At 56.0% G+C, this 14403-nt stretch carries 13 protein-coding genes; 5 read left to right on the top strand and 8 right to left on the bottom strand.

Annotation, left to right across the window (positions count from 1 at the left end):
- Positions 1 to 37: 37 nt before the first annotated feature.
- The 3 genes from OKX01_RS10965 to OKX01_RS10955 are packed head-to-tail and all read left to right on the top strand — an operon-like array spanning position 38 to position 3787.
- A complete protein-coding gene (locus tag OKX01_RS10965; RefSeq protein ID WP_094196986.1) occupies positions 38 to 718 on the top strand; it encodes a response regulator transcription factor in 681 nt (226 codons plus the stop codon).
- A gap of 39 nt (positions 719 to 757) precedes the next feature.
- Complete coding sequence (locus tag OKX01_RS10960) at positions 758 to 1897, top strand: sensor histidine kinase (protein ID WP_094196985.1); 1140 nt, start codon at positions 758 to 760, stop codon at positions 1895 to 1897.
- 54 nt (positions 1898 to 1951) lie between these two features.
- Positions 1952 to 3787 (top strand): potassium transporter Kup, encoded by a 1836-nt coding sequence (locus tag OKX01_RS10955; protein WP_094198373.1) that lies wholly within the window; start codon positions 1952 to 1954, stop codon positions 3785 to 3787.
- Positions 3788 to 3893: 106 nt separating this feature from the next.
- Here the strand turns inward: OKX01_RS10955 and OKX01_RS10950 are convergent, their stop codons facing one another.
- From OKX01_RS10950 to OKX01_RS10920, 7 genes are all read right to left on the bottom strand, one after another.
- Positions 3894 to 4271 (bottom strand): hypothetical protein, encoded by a 378-nt coding sequence (locus OKX01_RS10950; RefSeq protein ID WP_094196984.1) that lies wholly within the window; start codon positions 4269 to 4271, stop codon positions 3894 to 3896.
- Positions 4272 to 4468: 197 nt separating this feature from the next.
- Positions 4469 to 4885, bottom strand: a complete 417-nt coding sequence (gene mnhG, locus OKX01_RS10945; protein ID WP_230017886.1) for a monovalent cation/H(+) antiporter subunit G — start codon at positions 4883 to 4885, stop codon at positions 4469 to 4471.
- Positions 4882 to 5163, bottom strand: a complete 282-nt coding sequence (locus OKX01_RS10940) for a K+/H+ antiporter subunit F (protein ID WP_009461751.1) — start codon at positions 5161 to 5163, stop codon at positions 4882 to 4884. The genes mnhG and OKX01_RS10940 overlap by 4 nt, the downstream gene beginning before the upstream one ends.
- Positions 5160 to 5645, bottom strand: a complete 486-nt coding sequence (locus OKX01_RS10935; protein ID WP_094196982.1) for a Na+/H+ antiporter subunit E — start codon at positions 5643 to 5645, stop codon at positions 5160 to 5162. The genes OKX01_RS10940 and OKX01_RS10935 overlap by 4 nt, the downstream gene beginning before the upstream one ends.
- Complete coding sequence (locus OKX01_RS10930; RefSeq protein ID WP_230018783.1) at positions 5645 to 7231, bottom strand: monovalent cation/H+ antiporter subunit D; 1587 nt, start codon at positions 7229 to 7231, stop codon at positions 5645 to 5647. The genes OKX01_RS10935 and OKX01_RS10930 overlap by 1 nt, the downstream gene beginning before the upstream one ends.
- Before the next feature lie 44 nt (positions 7232 to 7275).
- Positions 7276 to 7617, bottom strand: coding sequence for a Na+/H+ antiporter subunit C (locus OKX01_RS10925; RefSeq protein WP_094196980.1), 342 nt, complete (start codon positions 7615 to 7617; stop codon positions 7276 to 7278).
- A complete protein-coding gene (locus OKX01_RS10920) occupies positions 7617 to 10544 on the bottom strand; it encodes a monovalent cation/H+ antiporter subunit A (protein WP_108727601.1) in 2928 nt (975 codons plus the stop codon). The genes OKX01_RS10925 and OKX01_RS10920 overlap by 1 nt, the downstream gene beginning before the upstream one ends.
- Positions 10545 to 10740: 196 nt before the next feature.
- Here OKX01_RS10920 and hemN point away from each other — a divergent pair, with 196 nt between their 5' ends.
- Both hemN and OKX01_RS10910 read left to right on the top strand, forming a co-directional pair.
- Positions 10741 to 12162, top strand: a complete 1422-nt coding sequence (hemN, locus tag OKX01_RS10915; RefSeq protein WP_264671736.1) for an oxygen-independent coproporphyrinogen III oxidase — start codon at positions 10741 to 10743, stop codon at positions 12160 to 12162.
- Between the two features lie 122 nt (positions 12163 to 12284).
- Entirely contained in the window at positions 12285 to 13433 is a 1149-nt protein-coding gene (locus tag OKX01_RS10910) for an NAD(P)H-dependent flavin oxidoreductase (RefSeq protein WP_094196977.1), read from the top strand.
- Positions 13434 to 13566: 133 nt separating this feature from the next.
- Here the strand turns inward: OKX01_RS10910 and OKX01_RS10905 are convergent, their stop codons facing one another.
- Positions 13567 to 14103: a hypothetical protein gene (locus tag OKX01_RS10905; RefSeq protein ID WP_094196976.1), complete on the bottom strand. Its 537-nt coding sequence runs from the start codon at positions 14101 to 14103 to the stop codon at positions 13567 to 13569.
- Positions 14104 to 14403 lie beyond the last annotated feature (300 nt).

Here is a 14403-nt window from a genome sequence, read left to right as displayed (position 1 = left end):
CAACGCGAGGGGTCAGTTTCGTAATAAAATCTCCCGAATGCGTGTACTAGTTATCGAAGACGACGCCATACTGGGCGCCGCACTGCAGGAATTTCTCAACGACCAGGGCTACGCTGTTGACTGGCTCCAGGAAGGCGAAAGTGCCTTGAAGGAGCTGACTGCCCAGGTCTATGACCTTCTGCTTCTGGACTTGAACTTGCCCGGTATCAGTGGCCTGGAGGTGCTGCGCCAATTGCGTCGGCAAGGCAATGCCATTCCCGTTCTGATTCTGACTGCGCGTGATGGCGTGGATGATCGCGTCGGTGGTCTGGACGCTGGTGCGGACGACTACCTGATCAAGCCCTTTGACCTGTCTGAGCTGGCCGCCCGAGTACGTGTGTTTGGTCGTCGGCGTAGTGGCCAGGTACAGCCTATTATCGATGTCGGTCCCTTGAGCTTTGATACCATTGGCCGCGAGTTGCGCTGTGCGGGTCAACGCGTCACTTTGTCGGTGCGGGAGTTATCCGTACTGGAAATGTTGATGATGCGCGCGGGCCGTGTGGTCACCAAGCAGCAAATTATCAACTCACTGTCTGCCTGGGACGCCGATTTCAGCGACAATGCGGTCGAGGTCTACGTGTATCGCTTGCGCAAGCGCCTGGAGGGCACCGGGGCGGTTATACAGACTGTGCGCGGCTTTGGTTATTTGCTCGATGTGGAGAGCGTGGCCGGAGCATAACGGCAGCCCGTGCCTGCTGTCTGAAAATCTAGGTCAACCATGCCCGATCAGCATCTTTCTCCAGCGGTAAAAACCTCCTTGTTGCGAGGCTGGCTGGAGCGCTTTCTTGCCCCCGGTTCTTTGGCCCGTAAATTGATGGGCCGTCTGTTTCCCCCGATCTCCATTCTGGTGGTGCTCGACTTGAGTGTTACCTGGATACTGACGCGACGCATGAGCCTGGAAGATTGGCTGCTGCGCGATATCTTCTGGACCATGGCGCTTAGCCAGGTATTGCTGGTCAGTCTGATTGCCTGGGTGTTGTTGTCGGGGATTCGCTCGCAACTGGCTTCTATTGATGATTTATCACAACAGATCCGCAATCGGTCCGATGATGACTTCGAGCGCCTGGATGCCAGTGCTTTGCCCGCCGAAGTGGTGCCGTTGGTGGAGCACTTTAACGAGTTGCTGGAACGCCAGCGTGATACCCTGCAGGCGCAAAAACGCTTTATTGGTCATGCGGCGCATCAGTTGCGTACCCCTCTGACCGGTTTGCAACTGGAGTCTGAGCTGATGTTGGCACGACCGTTGCCAGAGGACATTCGCCAACGAGCCGAGCGCATCAAAAGCGTGTCGGACCGCATGATTCGCCTAGGTCAGCAGTTGCTGGTGCTGGCGCGCACCGATGCAGATAGCAATATCAAGGACAGTTTTGTGCGTCTGGATTTGTGCGAATGGGTGCGTGAAGAAGGCGGTGACTGGTTCTTGCAGGCTCGCCAGCATGGTGTGGAAATCCATTTGCTGGCGCCTGAAAAGCCGGTCTGGATTGATGCTGCCCCCATATTATTGCGTGAGCTGTTGTCGAATTTGATGGATAACGCCTTGCGCTATGGGCTAGGTACAGACCGCATTGTTTTGCGGGTGGCCAGTAATCCGCCTTCTTTGTCGGTGGAGGATCATGGGCCGGGTATCGAGGCCAGCGAGCAGCAGCGCGTATTTGAGGCTTTTTACCGTTCCCCTGGCACGCAGGCGGGGGGCTCTGGTTTGGGCTTGGCTATTGTGCAGGAAATTGCCCGTGCACATGGCGCCTGGTGGAGCTTGATGAGTCGTCCTGATTTTCCGGGTACTCGCATCACCATTGTTTTTCCTGGTCCGCGTATTGGTGCGCGTCTGACCCGGCACGATACTTTGATTGGAAATTAAGCCTTGAACACAGCAACAGAAAACCCCAAGAAAGCGGCGCAAGCCGCCTTGTTAATGGGCGCGTTAGGCGTAGTGTATGGCGATATTGGAACCAGCCCGCTCTACACCATGAAAGTGGCCCTGAGTCCTTATGGACAGCCCGGCGCCGAACAGGTCTATGGAGTGTTGTCTTTGTTGTTCTGGCTGTTGACGGTGGTGGTCTCCATCAAGTACGTCACGGTAGTGTTGCGCCTGGATAATAAAGGGGAGGGCGGTACGCTGGCACTGATGGAGTTGGCTGCACGTGGCATTCAAGGGCCGCGTCGTCAGATCATTGTGGTGCTGGGGCTGATCGGCGCGGCTTTGTTTTACGGGGACAGTATTATTACGCCAGCCATTTCTGTGATGTCTGCGCTGGAGGGCATAGGTATGGTGTCCCATGTGCTGGATCCCTGGATAGTGCCTCTGGCGCTGGGGGTCTTGCTGGCCTTGTTCTTGATTCAGTCGCGCGGTACGGGAACCATGGGCAAGCTGTTCGGCCCCATTATGTTGACCTGGTTTCTGGTGTTGGGTGGGCTGGGGCTGTGGCGTGTTATTGAGCACCCGCAAGTGTTGCTGGCTTTGGATCCGCGTTGGGCCGTGGCCTTTGTTGCTGAGGCACCCTGGCAAACCTTTTTGCTGCTGGGGGCGCTGGTACTGGCCTTGACCGGTGCCGAGGCCTTGTATGCCGATATGGGACACTTTGGTCGTCCATTGATACGCAAAGCATGGTTCATGATCGTGATGCCTTGCCTGGTCCTGTGCTATTTCGGTCAAGGTGCTTTGCTGATTTCTGACCCGACGGCGATTCGTAATCCCTTCTTTTTTCTGGCTCCCAACTGGGCTTTGGTACCGATGGTCATGCTGGCCACGGTCGCAACGGTGATTGCGTCCCAATCCGTGATTTCCGGCGCGTTCTCTGTTACCCGTCAGGCAGTTCAGCTTGGATTCTGGCCACGCATGGTGATTCAACACACGTCGGCTAAAGAAGAGGGGCAGATTTATCTGCCGCGTGTGAACTTACTGCTGTGTGTGGCAGTGATGATTCTGGTTCTGAGCTTTGGCTCCTCGGATCGTCTGGCCCATGCGTACGGTTTTGCGGTAACAGGGACGATGTTGATGACCAGCTTGCTGGCCTTGCTTTTGCTGCCGCGCCGCGCCAGCGGAATCAAGCGTTGGGCCTGGTTGGGGTTGTTGGGTATTTTCCTGATTCTGGACGTGCTCCTGTTTTCGGCCAATGCGCTCAAGATTTTGGAGGGTGGCTGGCTACCCTTGTTAGTGGGCTCTGTGTTGTTGGGCCTGATGTTGACCTGGCGTCAGGGGCGGGCTGCTTTGCACGAGCGCCTGCTGGAAAACAAACAGCCGCTGAAAGAGTTTTTGCTGAGTCTGGAGGAGTACGCGCCTACCCGCGTACCGGGTACGGCCGTATTCATGAGTACGATTCCCGACTCTGTTCCTCCGGCGCTATTGCATAACCTGAAACACAATAAGGTTCTGCACGAGCAGGTCTTGTTCTTGACTGTGACGAGTGCCGGTGTCCCTTATGTTCCATTTGGAGAGCGTTATACCCTGCAACGTCTCAGTCGTGGCAGTTGGCAGGCGGTCGCTTCCTGGGGTTTCAAGCAGGAACCTAATGTGCCGCAATTACTGGAGCAGATCACCCTGGAGCACCCAGAGCTGAATCTGGAGCCGATGCAAACGTCCTATTTCCTGTCGCGCCAGACGGTGATGATTCAATCGCGTCAGCCTTGGTATTTGGGCTGGCGTCGGCGCTTGTTTGCGTTCATGGCTCGCAATGCCAGCCGCAGTACCCGCTTTTTCAAGATTCCGCCTAATCGTGTGGTGGAGATGGGGATACAGGTGGAGTTGTAAATTGGAGATGGGCTAAAGAAACAGCCCGCAGAAATGAAGAATGGGCCTTGCAAGGCCCATTCTTTTTGTTTGACTACCTGCCAGGATAGCCGTGTGCATCGTGCACTTACGGGGCAGGCATCACCGTCGTGGTCTCGCGCAAAATACCGCCGCCTTCCACGCTACCGCGCACCGTTGTGTCCTGGCCGGTCATGGCTTTCAGGCAGTCTTGCTGGCGATCCGCAGGCAGGCGATGGCAACGCGCCTGGCGATTGGCATCCATATTGTGGTCGCGTTTGTCCAGCTTGTGGTGACGCGCGGCTTGCAAAGCGGCACCAGCTTCGCGACGGCAAGTGGTGCGCTGCTCCCCGGTGAATTGTTCACAGCGCTGGATATCGCGTTGGTAGTCTTGGGACGGGGTTTGAGCCCAGGCAGCGGGTGAGAGCAAACCTAAGCTGAGCAAGCTTGCTTTCAGAATTCGGGATGGGCGTGTAAGTAGACTCATCGATCTCACTCCTTGACTTGCTAAGGGAATCACCGGCTTGGCGAGCGCTGTTACGAGCAGGTATGAGTAGCAGGCCGCAAAGCCCCAAAAACGACTGCGTATGGGGCAATTCCCGATACGCAGTAAACACTTACTAGTATAGGTGGAGCAGGTGCAAGTGAGGGTAATAAAACTTTTCTAAACCCCCATGGCTTGATTCAAGTCCTGTCGCTGGTTGGCGGTTCAGCCAATTCTTTCGGTAGAGGCGCTTTATGTGGCATGTCCAGGTAGCCCGGTTCATCCGGGCCATATTTGGCTAGACGCTGGCGATGCTCTCGCTTGATGGCGGCGCGCATCAAAAAAATGGCTGTCACTGGCGAGGTAATGATCAAGAGCACACTCAGGATGAGCGGGTGCAGGATAGGACGGCTCATCAAGTGGCTGGCGCTGATGGCTACGGCCAGCACCATAAAGAATGTACCTAATGTATTGCCCATAGTGGGGGCGTGGATGCGAGAGTAAAAATGCTTAAAACGCAGCAGGCCAGCGGACCCCACCAGAGCCACGATGCCGCTCAGTACTAGTAAAAGGGCGACCGGGACGGCCAGCCACCAGGGCAACAAAGGTGTAGTCATGGTTCGATTACCTCGGCGCGTAGCAGGAATTTCGCCATCGCTGCCGAACCTACAAAACCAAACAGGGCAATGAGCAAGGCGATATCAAAATACAGGGTGGAGTCAAAGCGGATGCCAAGGGCCAACAAGGCCAGCATGCCGTTGATGTACATGGTGTCCAGCGCCAGTACGCGGTCGGCGGCCGACGGACCCTTAAGTAGACGGATGACGGCGCAGCCCATGCCCAGGACAAAGCAGCCCAGGGCAAACTGACAGGCCCAGTAAACAATGTCTATCATTGGAAAATCTCCAGTAGCGGTTCTTGATAGCGCTTCTGAATAGTGTCTAACCAGACCTGCTCGTCTTGTAGATCCAGAATATGCAAGGTCAGGACGCGGGTTTCATAGTCAAAGCCGGACCAGACGGTACCTGGTGTATAGGTAATGATGCAGGCCAGCGCTGCCAGACCGTGCGGGTCGGTCATGCGCAGGGGAATGGCTAAAAAACCGGGTCGTGGCGCATCGCCGCCTTTCAACACCAGATGGCCCACGGCAATATTGGACAGTGCAATGTCCCACGTGACTTGGCAGATGAGTTTCAGGGCCAGAAAGGGATGACGGATACTGGCTTTAACTGGACGAAAGGGAATGGCAGCCAAACTCAGGGCGATGGCCAGGAACAGGCCCAGCACCACGTAACCGGCCGAGAGTGAGTCGTTCAGCAGCAGCCATAGACTCAGTAGCAGCAAAGGCAGGAAAAGATGTTTGGTATAGCGTCGCATTAGAATCCCTCCGCCTGGACAGAGCGCACGGGGTTTTGCCGCAAGACCGAGCCGATGTAAATACGGGGTTCATCCAGTTGTTGCGCCGTCTGTTCCAGGTAAGTCGTGATGGGGCCGGCATACCAACTCAAGATCGCGCAAGCCATAATAATGCTGGCGATGGGGGCGGCTTCGATCAGTTTCAGGCGGGGAATCGTCAAGGAGCTATTGCTCCAGAACAGACGAATTCCCACACGCACCATGGCGATCAAACCGGCCACACCCGAGATCAGCACAGCGGCTGTCAGAATCCAGGCGTTAAGCGGCTCTGGCGACTGACCCGAGGCTTTCAGGGCGGCCGTCAGCAAGGACAGCTTGGCCACAAAGCCCGATAGCGGCGGCAGGCCCACAATCAGCAAGGCGCAGGCAATAAAGGACATGCCCAGAAATACCATGACACCGGGGATGGCCACGCCGACCACATCATCGCTATGGTCTTCGGATTCCGGGTCGTCCAGATCAAAGACCTCCTGACTGACTGCCAACAGGTCGGCTCCAAAGGGCTTGGTGCGGCTGACCAGCTCCAGCAGCAGAAAAAACGCACCCAGAGCCAGTACGCTGCTCAGCATGTAATACAGGGCAGGGCCTGTCAGAATGACTCCTGGCATACCCAGGGCGGCCAGCAGGGTGCCTGAGGACACGATGATGCAATAACTGGCCAGCCGTTCGGGTTGTTGTGCGGCCATCACGCCGATAGCGCCAAAGGTGAGAGTGGCAATGCCCGCCGGGAACATCCAGGCCACGCCAAAGGCGGCCGGGGCTCCGGTGGGAAGTAGCAAGGAGCCGATGCGCAGCAGTGCGTAAATACCAACCTTGGTCATGATGGCGAACATGGCAGCGACTGGAGCGCTGGCATTGCCGTAGGCATTGGGTAGCCACAAGTTCAAAGGCCAGGCGGCGGCTTTGATCAGAAAGGCGATACCCAGGATGGCCAAAGCTGACTCGAACACCAGGCGGTCCGCGTCGGGCAGGGAGCCGGCGCGCAGGGCTAAATCGGCCATGTTCAAGGTGCCAGTGACACCGTAAATCAGGGCAATGGCGATCAGCAGCAGGAAGGAGGAGATCAGGTTGACGGCAATGTAGTGCAGTCCGGCACTGACGCGGGCGGCGCCCGAACCGTGCAGCATCAGCCCATAGGATGCTGCCAGCAAAACCTCGAAAAATACAAATAGGTTGAACAGGTCACCCGTCAGGAAAGCGCCGTTCAGACCCATCAATAGCAACTGGAACAGGGAATGGAAATGTACCCCTACGCGGTCCCAACGGGCCAGTGAATAGAACCAGCAGCAAAAAGCGAGCACATTGGTCAGAACCAGCAAAAAGGCGGCCAAACGGTCCACGACCAGAACGATTCCGAAGGGGGCCGGCCAATCCCCCAGCAGGTACACTCCGACGGATTGTGGCCAGATCGGGGCCAGCGTGCCATCGGCCAGTAACAATAGATAAACGGCACAAAACAATTGGGCCAATAAGGAGCCAAAGGCGATCAGCAGCTTGTAGTGACGGCGCTTGTCGCGCAGCATCACCATCAGGGCCGCAGCCACCATAGGGATGGCGACCGGCAATACGGGCAAGTGTTGGTTGAGTAGACTCACAGATCGTCTTCCTCGCGGCCATCAACGTGGTCAGTGCCGCTCAGGCCGCGATTGGCCAGAATGACGACCAGAAACAGGGCGGTGGTGGCAAAACCAATCACAATCGCGGTCAACACCAAAGCTTGGGGCAGGGGGTCCGCATAGTCCACCCCCTGTTTGCTGGCGTTGATAACGGGAGCGGCGCTGATTTTGAGCCTACCCATACTGAAGATGAACAGGTTCACGGCGTAGGACACTAAAGCCAGTCCCATGATGACCTGAAAAGTACGTGGGCGCAGCAGGAGCCAAACGCCTGAGCCGGCCAGTACACCAATCGCAATTGAAAGCACGATTTCCATTATTTGTTCTCCATCCCGGATGAAGCGTTCGAGGCGGATTGCAGCGACGGTAGTTTGCGATAAAAACGTAGGGACTGGTGAGCCAACGCGATCAAAATCAGGATGGTGGAGCCAATCACCAGCATGAACACGCCGATGTCAAAAATCAGTGCGCTGGAAGTATGCACATTGCCAACCAGGGGCAGGTGCAGATCCCAGCTTTGGGCCGATAGAAAGGGCTTGTTAAAGGCCCAGACCAGCATGGCGGCCACACCGGCGGTCAACAGACCCAAGCCAATCCAGGTTTGAGGTTGAATCAGTGGGCGGGATTCCATCCACACCACGCCGCTGACCATGTACTGCAAGATAATGCCGGTTGCCATGATCAGGCCTCCCACGAAACCACCACCAGGCAGGTTGTGCCCGCGCAGCAGGAAGTACAAGGCGATCAGCGTAGAGATAGGCAGTAGCAAGCGCAGCAAGACGGCAGGGATCTGCATGATGCCTTCGGGCAGGGCAGTCTTGGGGTCGGGCTCCACAAAGACAGCTTCGCGGCTGTCCTTGACGTTCTGGCGACGGGCCAGCGGCTGGGCAATGGCTTCAATGGGGGGGCGGAAACGACGCAGCAAGGCGAAGACCGTCAAGGCAACAATAGCCAGCACCACGATTTCACCAAAGGTATCAAAGCCACGGAAGTCGACCAGAATCACGTTCACTACGTTGGCCCCGCCGCCCAGAGGCAGCGCTTTCTCGACAAAGAAGGGGGAGATACCGCTGGGGTGAGGGCGCGTCATCATGGCGTAGGCCAGCACAGCAATACCGCAACCGGCCAGAATGGCAATGATCAAATCGCGGCTACGGCGTAGCAGGGCGCGAGCACTCTTGTCCTGATTGCCGGGTATATCACTGACCCGTTGTGGCAACCAGCGCAGGCCCAGCAAAATCAGCACCACGGTGACTACTTCTACGGCCAATTGAGTCAGTGCCAGGTCAGGGGCCGACAGCCAGGCAAAGGTCAGGCTGGTAACCAGACCGGCACCTCCGGATAGCAACAAGGAGGCCGGACGGTGGAATTTGGCTTGACGGGCAGCACCAATCGCGCAGGCAATTCCCACTGCCCACATCAGGACAAAGAATGGGTCAATGGGTGTAGAAATGGTGGATTTGAACCAGTTTCCACGGGCCAGAGGCAGGGAGGCAACGCAGAGTGTTGCCACAATGATCAGCAGCATCTGACGTTGCAGGCGTGGCGAGTACAGTTTGCCTACCGCCCAGTTTGCGGCCACTTCCAGATATTCCATGGCCAGCTCAAAGAAGCGCCTGCCATCGGCACGGGTCAGCAAAGGCGTGCGGCCTTGGCGGTTTTTGTAGAAACGGTTGATGATCAGAACGAAGATCACGCCCATGCCGGTGGCAAGCAGGCTCATGATCAAGGGCAGGTTGAAACCATGCCAGACGGCCAGGTTGTATTGGGGCATTTCAGCGCCCAGAATGGCGTTGGCCGCAGTATGCAGGAAGGGGCCAAACGTCAGGCTAGGAATAATACCGACCAACAAACAGGTCAGCACCAAAATGGCACTGGGGATCAACATGCGGCGAGGCGGCTCATGCGGCTGTCGTGGCAAGTCGGTGGCGACAGGACCAAAGAAGACCTGGGCGATAAAGCGTAGGGAATAGGCCACGCTAAAGGCCCCGGCGATGACCGCCACAACGGGCAGGGCGTACTCCCAGATATTGCCGTTACCGGCCAGAATGGTCTCGGCAAAGAACATTTCTTTGGAGATAAAGCCGTTCAATAGGGGCACGCCGGCCATGGCGGCTGCCGCGACAGTTGCCAGAGTGGCTGTCAAGGGCATGGCGTGGCGCAGACCGGATAGCCGATTCAGGTTACGGGTTCCCGTTTCGTGGTCCACGATACCGGCTGCCATGAACAAGGAAGCCTTGAAGGTGGCATGGTTCATCATGTGAAACAGCGCCGCGACCAGAGCAAGCGGGCTGTTCAGCCCCAGCAGCAAGGTAATCAGACCCAGATGACTAATGGTGGAGTAGGCCAGCACGCCTTTCATATCGCGCTGGAACATGGCTACGTAGGCTCCCAGTGTCAGAGAGCACAGACCGGCGCCACCAATAATGACAGCCCATTCTGTCGTGCCCGACAGTGCAGGCCACAGGCGTGCCAACAGGAATACGCCCGCCTTGACCATGGTGGCCGAGTGTAAATACGCCGACACGGGAGTGGGGGCGGCCATGGCATGGGGTAGCCAGATATGAAAGGGGAACTGGGCACTTTTAGTGAGCGCGCCCAAGGCAATCAGGATCAGCATCCCGGTATACCAAGGGTGGTTGCGAATCTGCTCGCCCGACTCCAATACCACGCTCAGGTCATAGCTGCCAGCGGCCTGGCCCAGCATGAGCACACCTGCCAGTAAACAGAACCCCCCAGTGCCGGTGATGATCAGCGACATACGCGCACCCCGGCGCGCATCCATGCGGTGATACCAGTAGGCGATCAGCATGAAGGAGGAGATGCTCGTCAGCTCCCAGAACACCACCAACTGGATCAGGTTGCCCGACAGCACCACGCCGAGCATCGAACCCATAAAGGCTTGTAGAAAGGAGAAGAAACGTCGGACTGGATCTTGGGCTGACAGGTAATAATGCGCGTAAAGGGCAATCAAGGCCCCCATGGCAGTAATGATGACACTGAACAGCCAGGCATAGCCGTCCATGCGCAGCTTGAAGGTCAAGCCATGAGCGGGAATCCAGGAACGGGATGACTCCAACACCTCTCCGCGAGCAATGTCTGGATAGGCGTAGAGAGTCAGTAGGGTGCAGGTAATGGCAACAGCGCCTGCAAGAGATGCTTGGAGTTTGCGAGAGTTCGCGGGCATCAGGGAAGATAGCAAACTACCGATGAACGGCAGTGCTAGGATCACGAGCAAATACATCTGACTCCAACAGGCGGTGATTTAGGCGGCTAGCGCTTAATAATACGATATATGCGGCTAATTTCAGTCCAACTGCGAGAAAAAAAGCGTTTTTTTAGTTCTTGCGGGCTTGATGCAGGTCAAGCGCATACGTGAGGTTTTCTCTCACAATAAATGCTTGACTAGAAGAAACCGGTCTTTTTCAGGAGGCCCCTGTATGCCGCAAACTTTGGAAGCATCGGATACCAGTGCTCCGACCGCGCAAGATATTGAAATCTCAGAAGCCCTGATCCGGCGCTTTGATCGTTCTGGACCACGTTATACCTCCTATCCCACCGCAGACCGTTTTTTTCAGGACTTCCCCGCCCAGCCCTATATTCACGAGCTATCGCGACGGGCCTTGAGCAGCAGTAATCCCCCTTTGTCGGTGTACCTGCATATTCCGTTTTGCCAGTCGCTTTGCTACTTTTGTGCCTGCAATAAAATTATTACGCAGGACCGTAGCAAGAGTGAGCAGTACCTGGATTACCTGCTGCGCGAAATTGACATGGTTACCCAATACATGGATGCGGGCAGGCGCACCGAACAATTGCATTTGGGCGGCGGCTCGCCCACGTTCCTGGATAACGAGCAACTGGCTCGTCTGATGGCCAAGCTTAACGAGCAGTTTGCGTTTACGGACGATGCGGAGTTGGGCATCGAAATCGACCCACGTACCTTGGCGCAAGGCACTCTCCAGAACCTGGCGGCTCTGGGCTTTAACCGTACCAGTTTTGGGGTGCAAGACTTTGACCCCAACGTGCAAAAGGCGATTAATCGTATTCAGCCCTTCGAGATGGTCAAACGCGCCATCGAAGAAAGCCGGGCGGCCGGTTTTCAATCCATCAATACGGATCTGATCTACGGTTTGCCTTTGCAGACTTTAGAAAGCTTTGCCATCACGATTGACTCGCTGGTGCAATTGCGTCCAGATCGCATCGCTCTTTATAACTACGCGCACTTGCCCACGCGCTTTAAGGCTCAGCGCTTGATTAACGAAGAAGAATTGCCTGACGCCGACCAGCGTCTGCAACTGTTCCTGATGTCTTCGCAGCGTCTGTTGGACGCCGGCTATGTTTACATTGGTCTGGATCACTTTGCCCTGCCTACCGATGAACTGAATCTGGCCCGTCTGGACGGGAGCTTGCACCGCAACTTTCAGGGTTACACCACCCGTGCCGCCTGTGATCTGGTCTCTTTCGGTGTGTCGTCTATCGGTCAAGTGGGGACTATGCATGTGCAAAATGCCCGCAGCCTGCGCAATTACTACGCCGATATAGATCAGGGGCGTCTACCGATCGAGCGCGGCATTGTGATGCAGCAAGACGATCGCCTACGGGCGGAAGTGATCATGCATTTGATGTGCAGCATGCCTGTGCCTATTGCGCGTCTGGAAGCGCGTTATGGTATTGATTTTGCTAGCTATTTTTCTTCTGAGCTGCAAGAGCTCCACAGCTATGCCCAAGCCGGCTTGCTGACGGTCGATTCCCAGTCTATCCAGGTGTTGCCCAAAGGTCGCCTGTTTGTGCGCGCCTACAGCATGGTGTTCGACAAGTATTTGAGCCAGGAAAGCGGTGCACGCTATTCCCGCCTGATTTAACACAGTGGCCGTCTTTGCAGACGGCCACGATTCTATTGCCCTGTTTCGGGTCCCGACGTGGCCGGCAGGTTCTTGCATCAACCTAAGGTATTAACATCGTGCTAAAGACGGATTTACGTCTCATGTCCCTGAAGGGAAAACTGCTTTTGCCTATTGTTCAAGGCGGCATGGGAGTCGGTATTTCGGCGTCCCGGCTGGCGGGTACAGTGGCCGCATTGGGAGGGCTGGGGACGATCTCCAGCGTGGATTTACGACGCCATCACGAAGATCTCATGGACAGCACCGGGGGAGGTGTCGAAAAAGGCGTAGTCGATGCGGCTAATTTGCAGGCGCTGGACCGTGAAATTCATCGGGCTCGAGAGCGATCAGGGGGAAAGGGCGGGATTGCAGTTAATATCATGAAGGCTGTTTCGCAGTATCCCGAATATGTGCGTCAGTCCTGCGAGAGCGGCGCAGACGCGGTGGTGGTAGGCGCTGGCCTGCCCCTGGATTTGCCTGAACTGGTTCAGGATCACCCCAAAGTTGCCCTGATTCCTATCTTGTCGGATGTACGTGGCGTCACCCTGCTGGTCAAGAAATGGCTGCGTCGCAAGCGTCTGCCGGACGCCGTCGTTCTGGAAAACCCCCGTTATGCCGCAGGTCACCTGGGCGCCGCCGACGATCAGTCCTTGAACAAACCTGAATATGCGTTCCAGCGTGTGCTGGAGGGCTGCCGAGCCTTGTTCCGCGAGCTGGGCCTGGAGGCCGAGCGTATTCCCTTGATCGCCGCAGGCGGGATTCACCGCCCTGAACAACTACGTCAATTAATGGATTGGGGTGCAGACGGTGTGCAAATGGGGACAGCGTTTGCGGTCACTGAAGAAGGTGATGCGCATGAGAACTTCAAGCGCGTTTTGTTGGATGCGGAGCCCAAGGACATCGTGACATTCATGAGTGTGGCCGGCTTGCCCGCTCGCGCTGTTCGTACGCCTTGGCTGGATGCCTATTTGCACAAAGAGCAAAAACTGCAATCGGTGGCGCGTGAGCGTGCTTGCACGGAAGGCTTTGATTGCCTGGCCCATTGTGGTTTGCGCGATGGTGTGCAGCGTCATGGTCAGTTTTGTATTGACCGTCAGCTAGCCTACGCCTTGAAAGGGGATGTGGAGCGTGGTCTGTTCTTTCGCAGTTCCGAAGCCCTGCCTTTTGGCAAGGCGATGAAGTCGGTGCGCGAGCTGATGGACTATATGTTGAATGGCCGTAGTAAAACGCCTGGGGTGGTTCCTGCTGGCTAAAATGAGCAGTATGACGAGGGGGCGGGTTAATGACCCGTCGCTTTGTCACACTTTGTCAGCTTGCTCACTGTGTCCAGCTTATCTGAGCTATTCAAAGAGCGATCTTGATAAGAGCTAAAGCATCGACAGGGTTTTAGTCCTTGATTTCACGTATCAGGCCTTGCTCACTGCCATCGATCGTATGTACCGCTTCATGTCGTTGCGTTTCCAACGCCAGGCGTCGCGCAATTTCATAGCATTCTTCAATATGCTGGTTGCCCACTTTACGCAGCACGACAAAGCTGATGGATGCCGAGATGGCACTACCAATCAAGGGGACATATTTGGCGCCGTATTTGCCGGCCAGTTTTTTGGCTCCCAGGCGCACCAGAATATTGATAACACGGTCCGTTGTCAGAACCCGTCCCACCATGCCCAGCCCCATGCTGGTTCCACCGACGACTACCAGTTTTTTAAGCTCCGGGCTTAGGGCGTCCACATCGTTGGCGGTCAGCCCAAAGCGGGCATTGATGATGGGAATGACCTTCATCAAAATAGCCACATCTGCGCCCACATCCACACCGGGGATGGGGACCACGGCAGCGGCCGCCGATAGCAGGGCGCGTCGACTGATTAATTGGCGACATTCTTCGCGGGTTTTATCCAGTTCCTGCAGTGTCATCGAGCTCATGTGTCTGTCCTGAAATCAAGGCGGAGGGATCTGTGCAAGCCTTAACACATATGGGGCGGGTAGGCCGGGTTTCCAGTAAGGGGTGGCGAAATTGTGCTTCTAATCGTAGTTGATATCGCCTGTTTTAGGAAAAAAGCGGGGTATTGGTCGCATATGAAATTTTTACTTTCAAATGCCATCAGAGTTTGCCTTAAGTGAGATTGCAGGCTTTTAAATCAGCGTGTCTTTTTTTGTTGCACTTGGTGGTGTTCTTTATGTCCTTTTGAGGTCTCTCATTCATGCTCAGAGGCGCTGATTTCC

It is taken from the genome of Alcaligenes sp. SMD-FA (assembly GCF_025960365.1).
In the GTDB taxonomy this organism is placed as follows: Bacteria; Pseudomonadota; Gammaproteobacteria; order Burkholderiales; family Burkholderiaceae_B; genus Alcaligenes; species Alcaligenes aquatilis.
This window is presented reverse-complemented; position numbering and strand designations above follow the sequence as displayed.

What these genes read in the sequence shown, in the direction of transcription:
- OKX01_RS10920 (WP_108727601.1), bottom strand. Translation starts at nt 10,544, where the DNA reads ATGTATTTGCTCGTGATCCTAGCACTGCCGTTCATCGGTAGTTTGCTA.
- OKX01_RS10960 (WP_094196985.1), top strand. Translation starts at nt 758, where the DNA reads ATGCCCGATCAGCATCTTTCTCCAGCGGTAAAAACCTCCTTGTTGCGA.
- OKX01_RS10925 (WP_094196980.1), bottom strand. Translation starts at nt 7,617, where the DNA reads ATGGAAATCGTGCTTTCAATTGCGATTGGTGTACTGGCCGGCTCAGGC.
- OKX01_RS10950 (WP_094196984.1), bottom strand. Translation starts at nt 4,271, where the DNA reads ATGAGTCTACTTACACGCCCATCCCGAATTCTGAAAGCAAGCTTGCTC.
- hemN (WP_264671736.1), top strand. Translation starts at nt 10,741, where the DNA reads ATGCCGCAAACTTTGGAAGCATCGGATACCAGTGCTCCGACCGCGCAA.
- OKX01_RS10935 (WP_094196982.1), bottom strand. Translation starts at nt 5,645, where the DNA reads ATGCGACGCTATACCAAACATCTTTTCCTGCCTTTGCTGCTACTGAGT.
- mnhG (WP_230017886.1), bottom strand. Translation starts at nt 4,885, where the DNA reads ATGACTACACCTTTGTTGCCCTGGTGGCTGGCCGTCCCGGTCGCCCTT.
- OKX01_RS10910 (WP_094196977.1), top strand. Translation starts at nt 12,285, where the DNA reads ATGTCCCTGAAGGGAAAACTGCTTTTGCCTATTGTTCAAGGCGGCATG.
- OKX01_RS10905 (WP_094196976.1), bottom strand. Translation starts at nt 14,103, where the DNA reads ATGAGCTCGATGACACTGCAGGAACTGGATAAAACCCGCGAAGAATGT.
- OKX01_RS10965 (WP_094196986.1), top strand. Translation starts at nt 38, where the DNA reads ATGCGTGTACTAGTTATCGAAGACGACGCCATACTGGGCGCCGCACTG.
- OKX01_RS10940 (WP_009461751.1), bottom strand. Translation starts at nt 5,163, where the DNA reads ATGATAGACATTGTTTACTGGGCCTGTCAGTTTGCCCTGGGCTGCTTT.
- OKX01_RS10955 (WP_094198373.1), top strand. Translation starts at nt 1,952, where the DNA reads ATGGGCGCGTTAGGCGTAGTGTATGGCGATATTGGAACCAGCCCGCTC.
- OKX01_RS10930 (WP_230018783.1), bottom strand. Translation starts at nt 7,231, where the DNA reads ATGGTGGCTGCGGCCCTGATGGTGATGCTGCGCGACAAGCGCCGTCAC.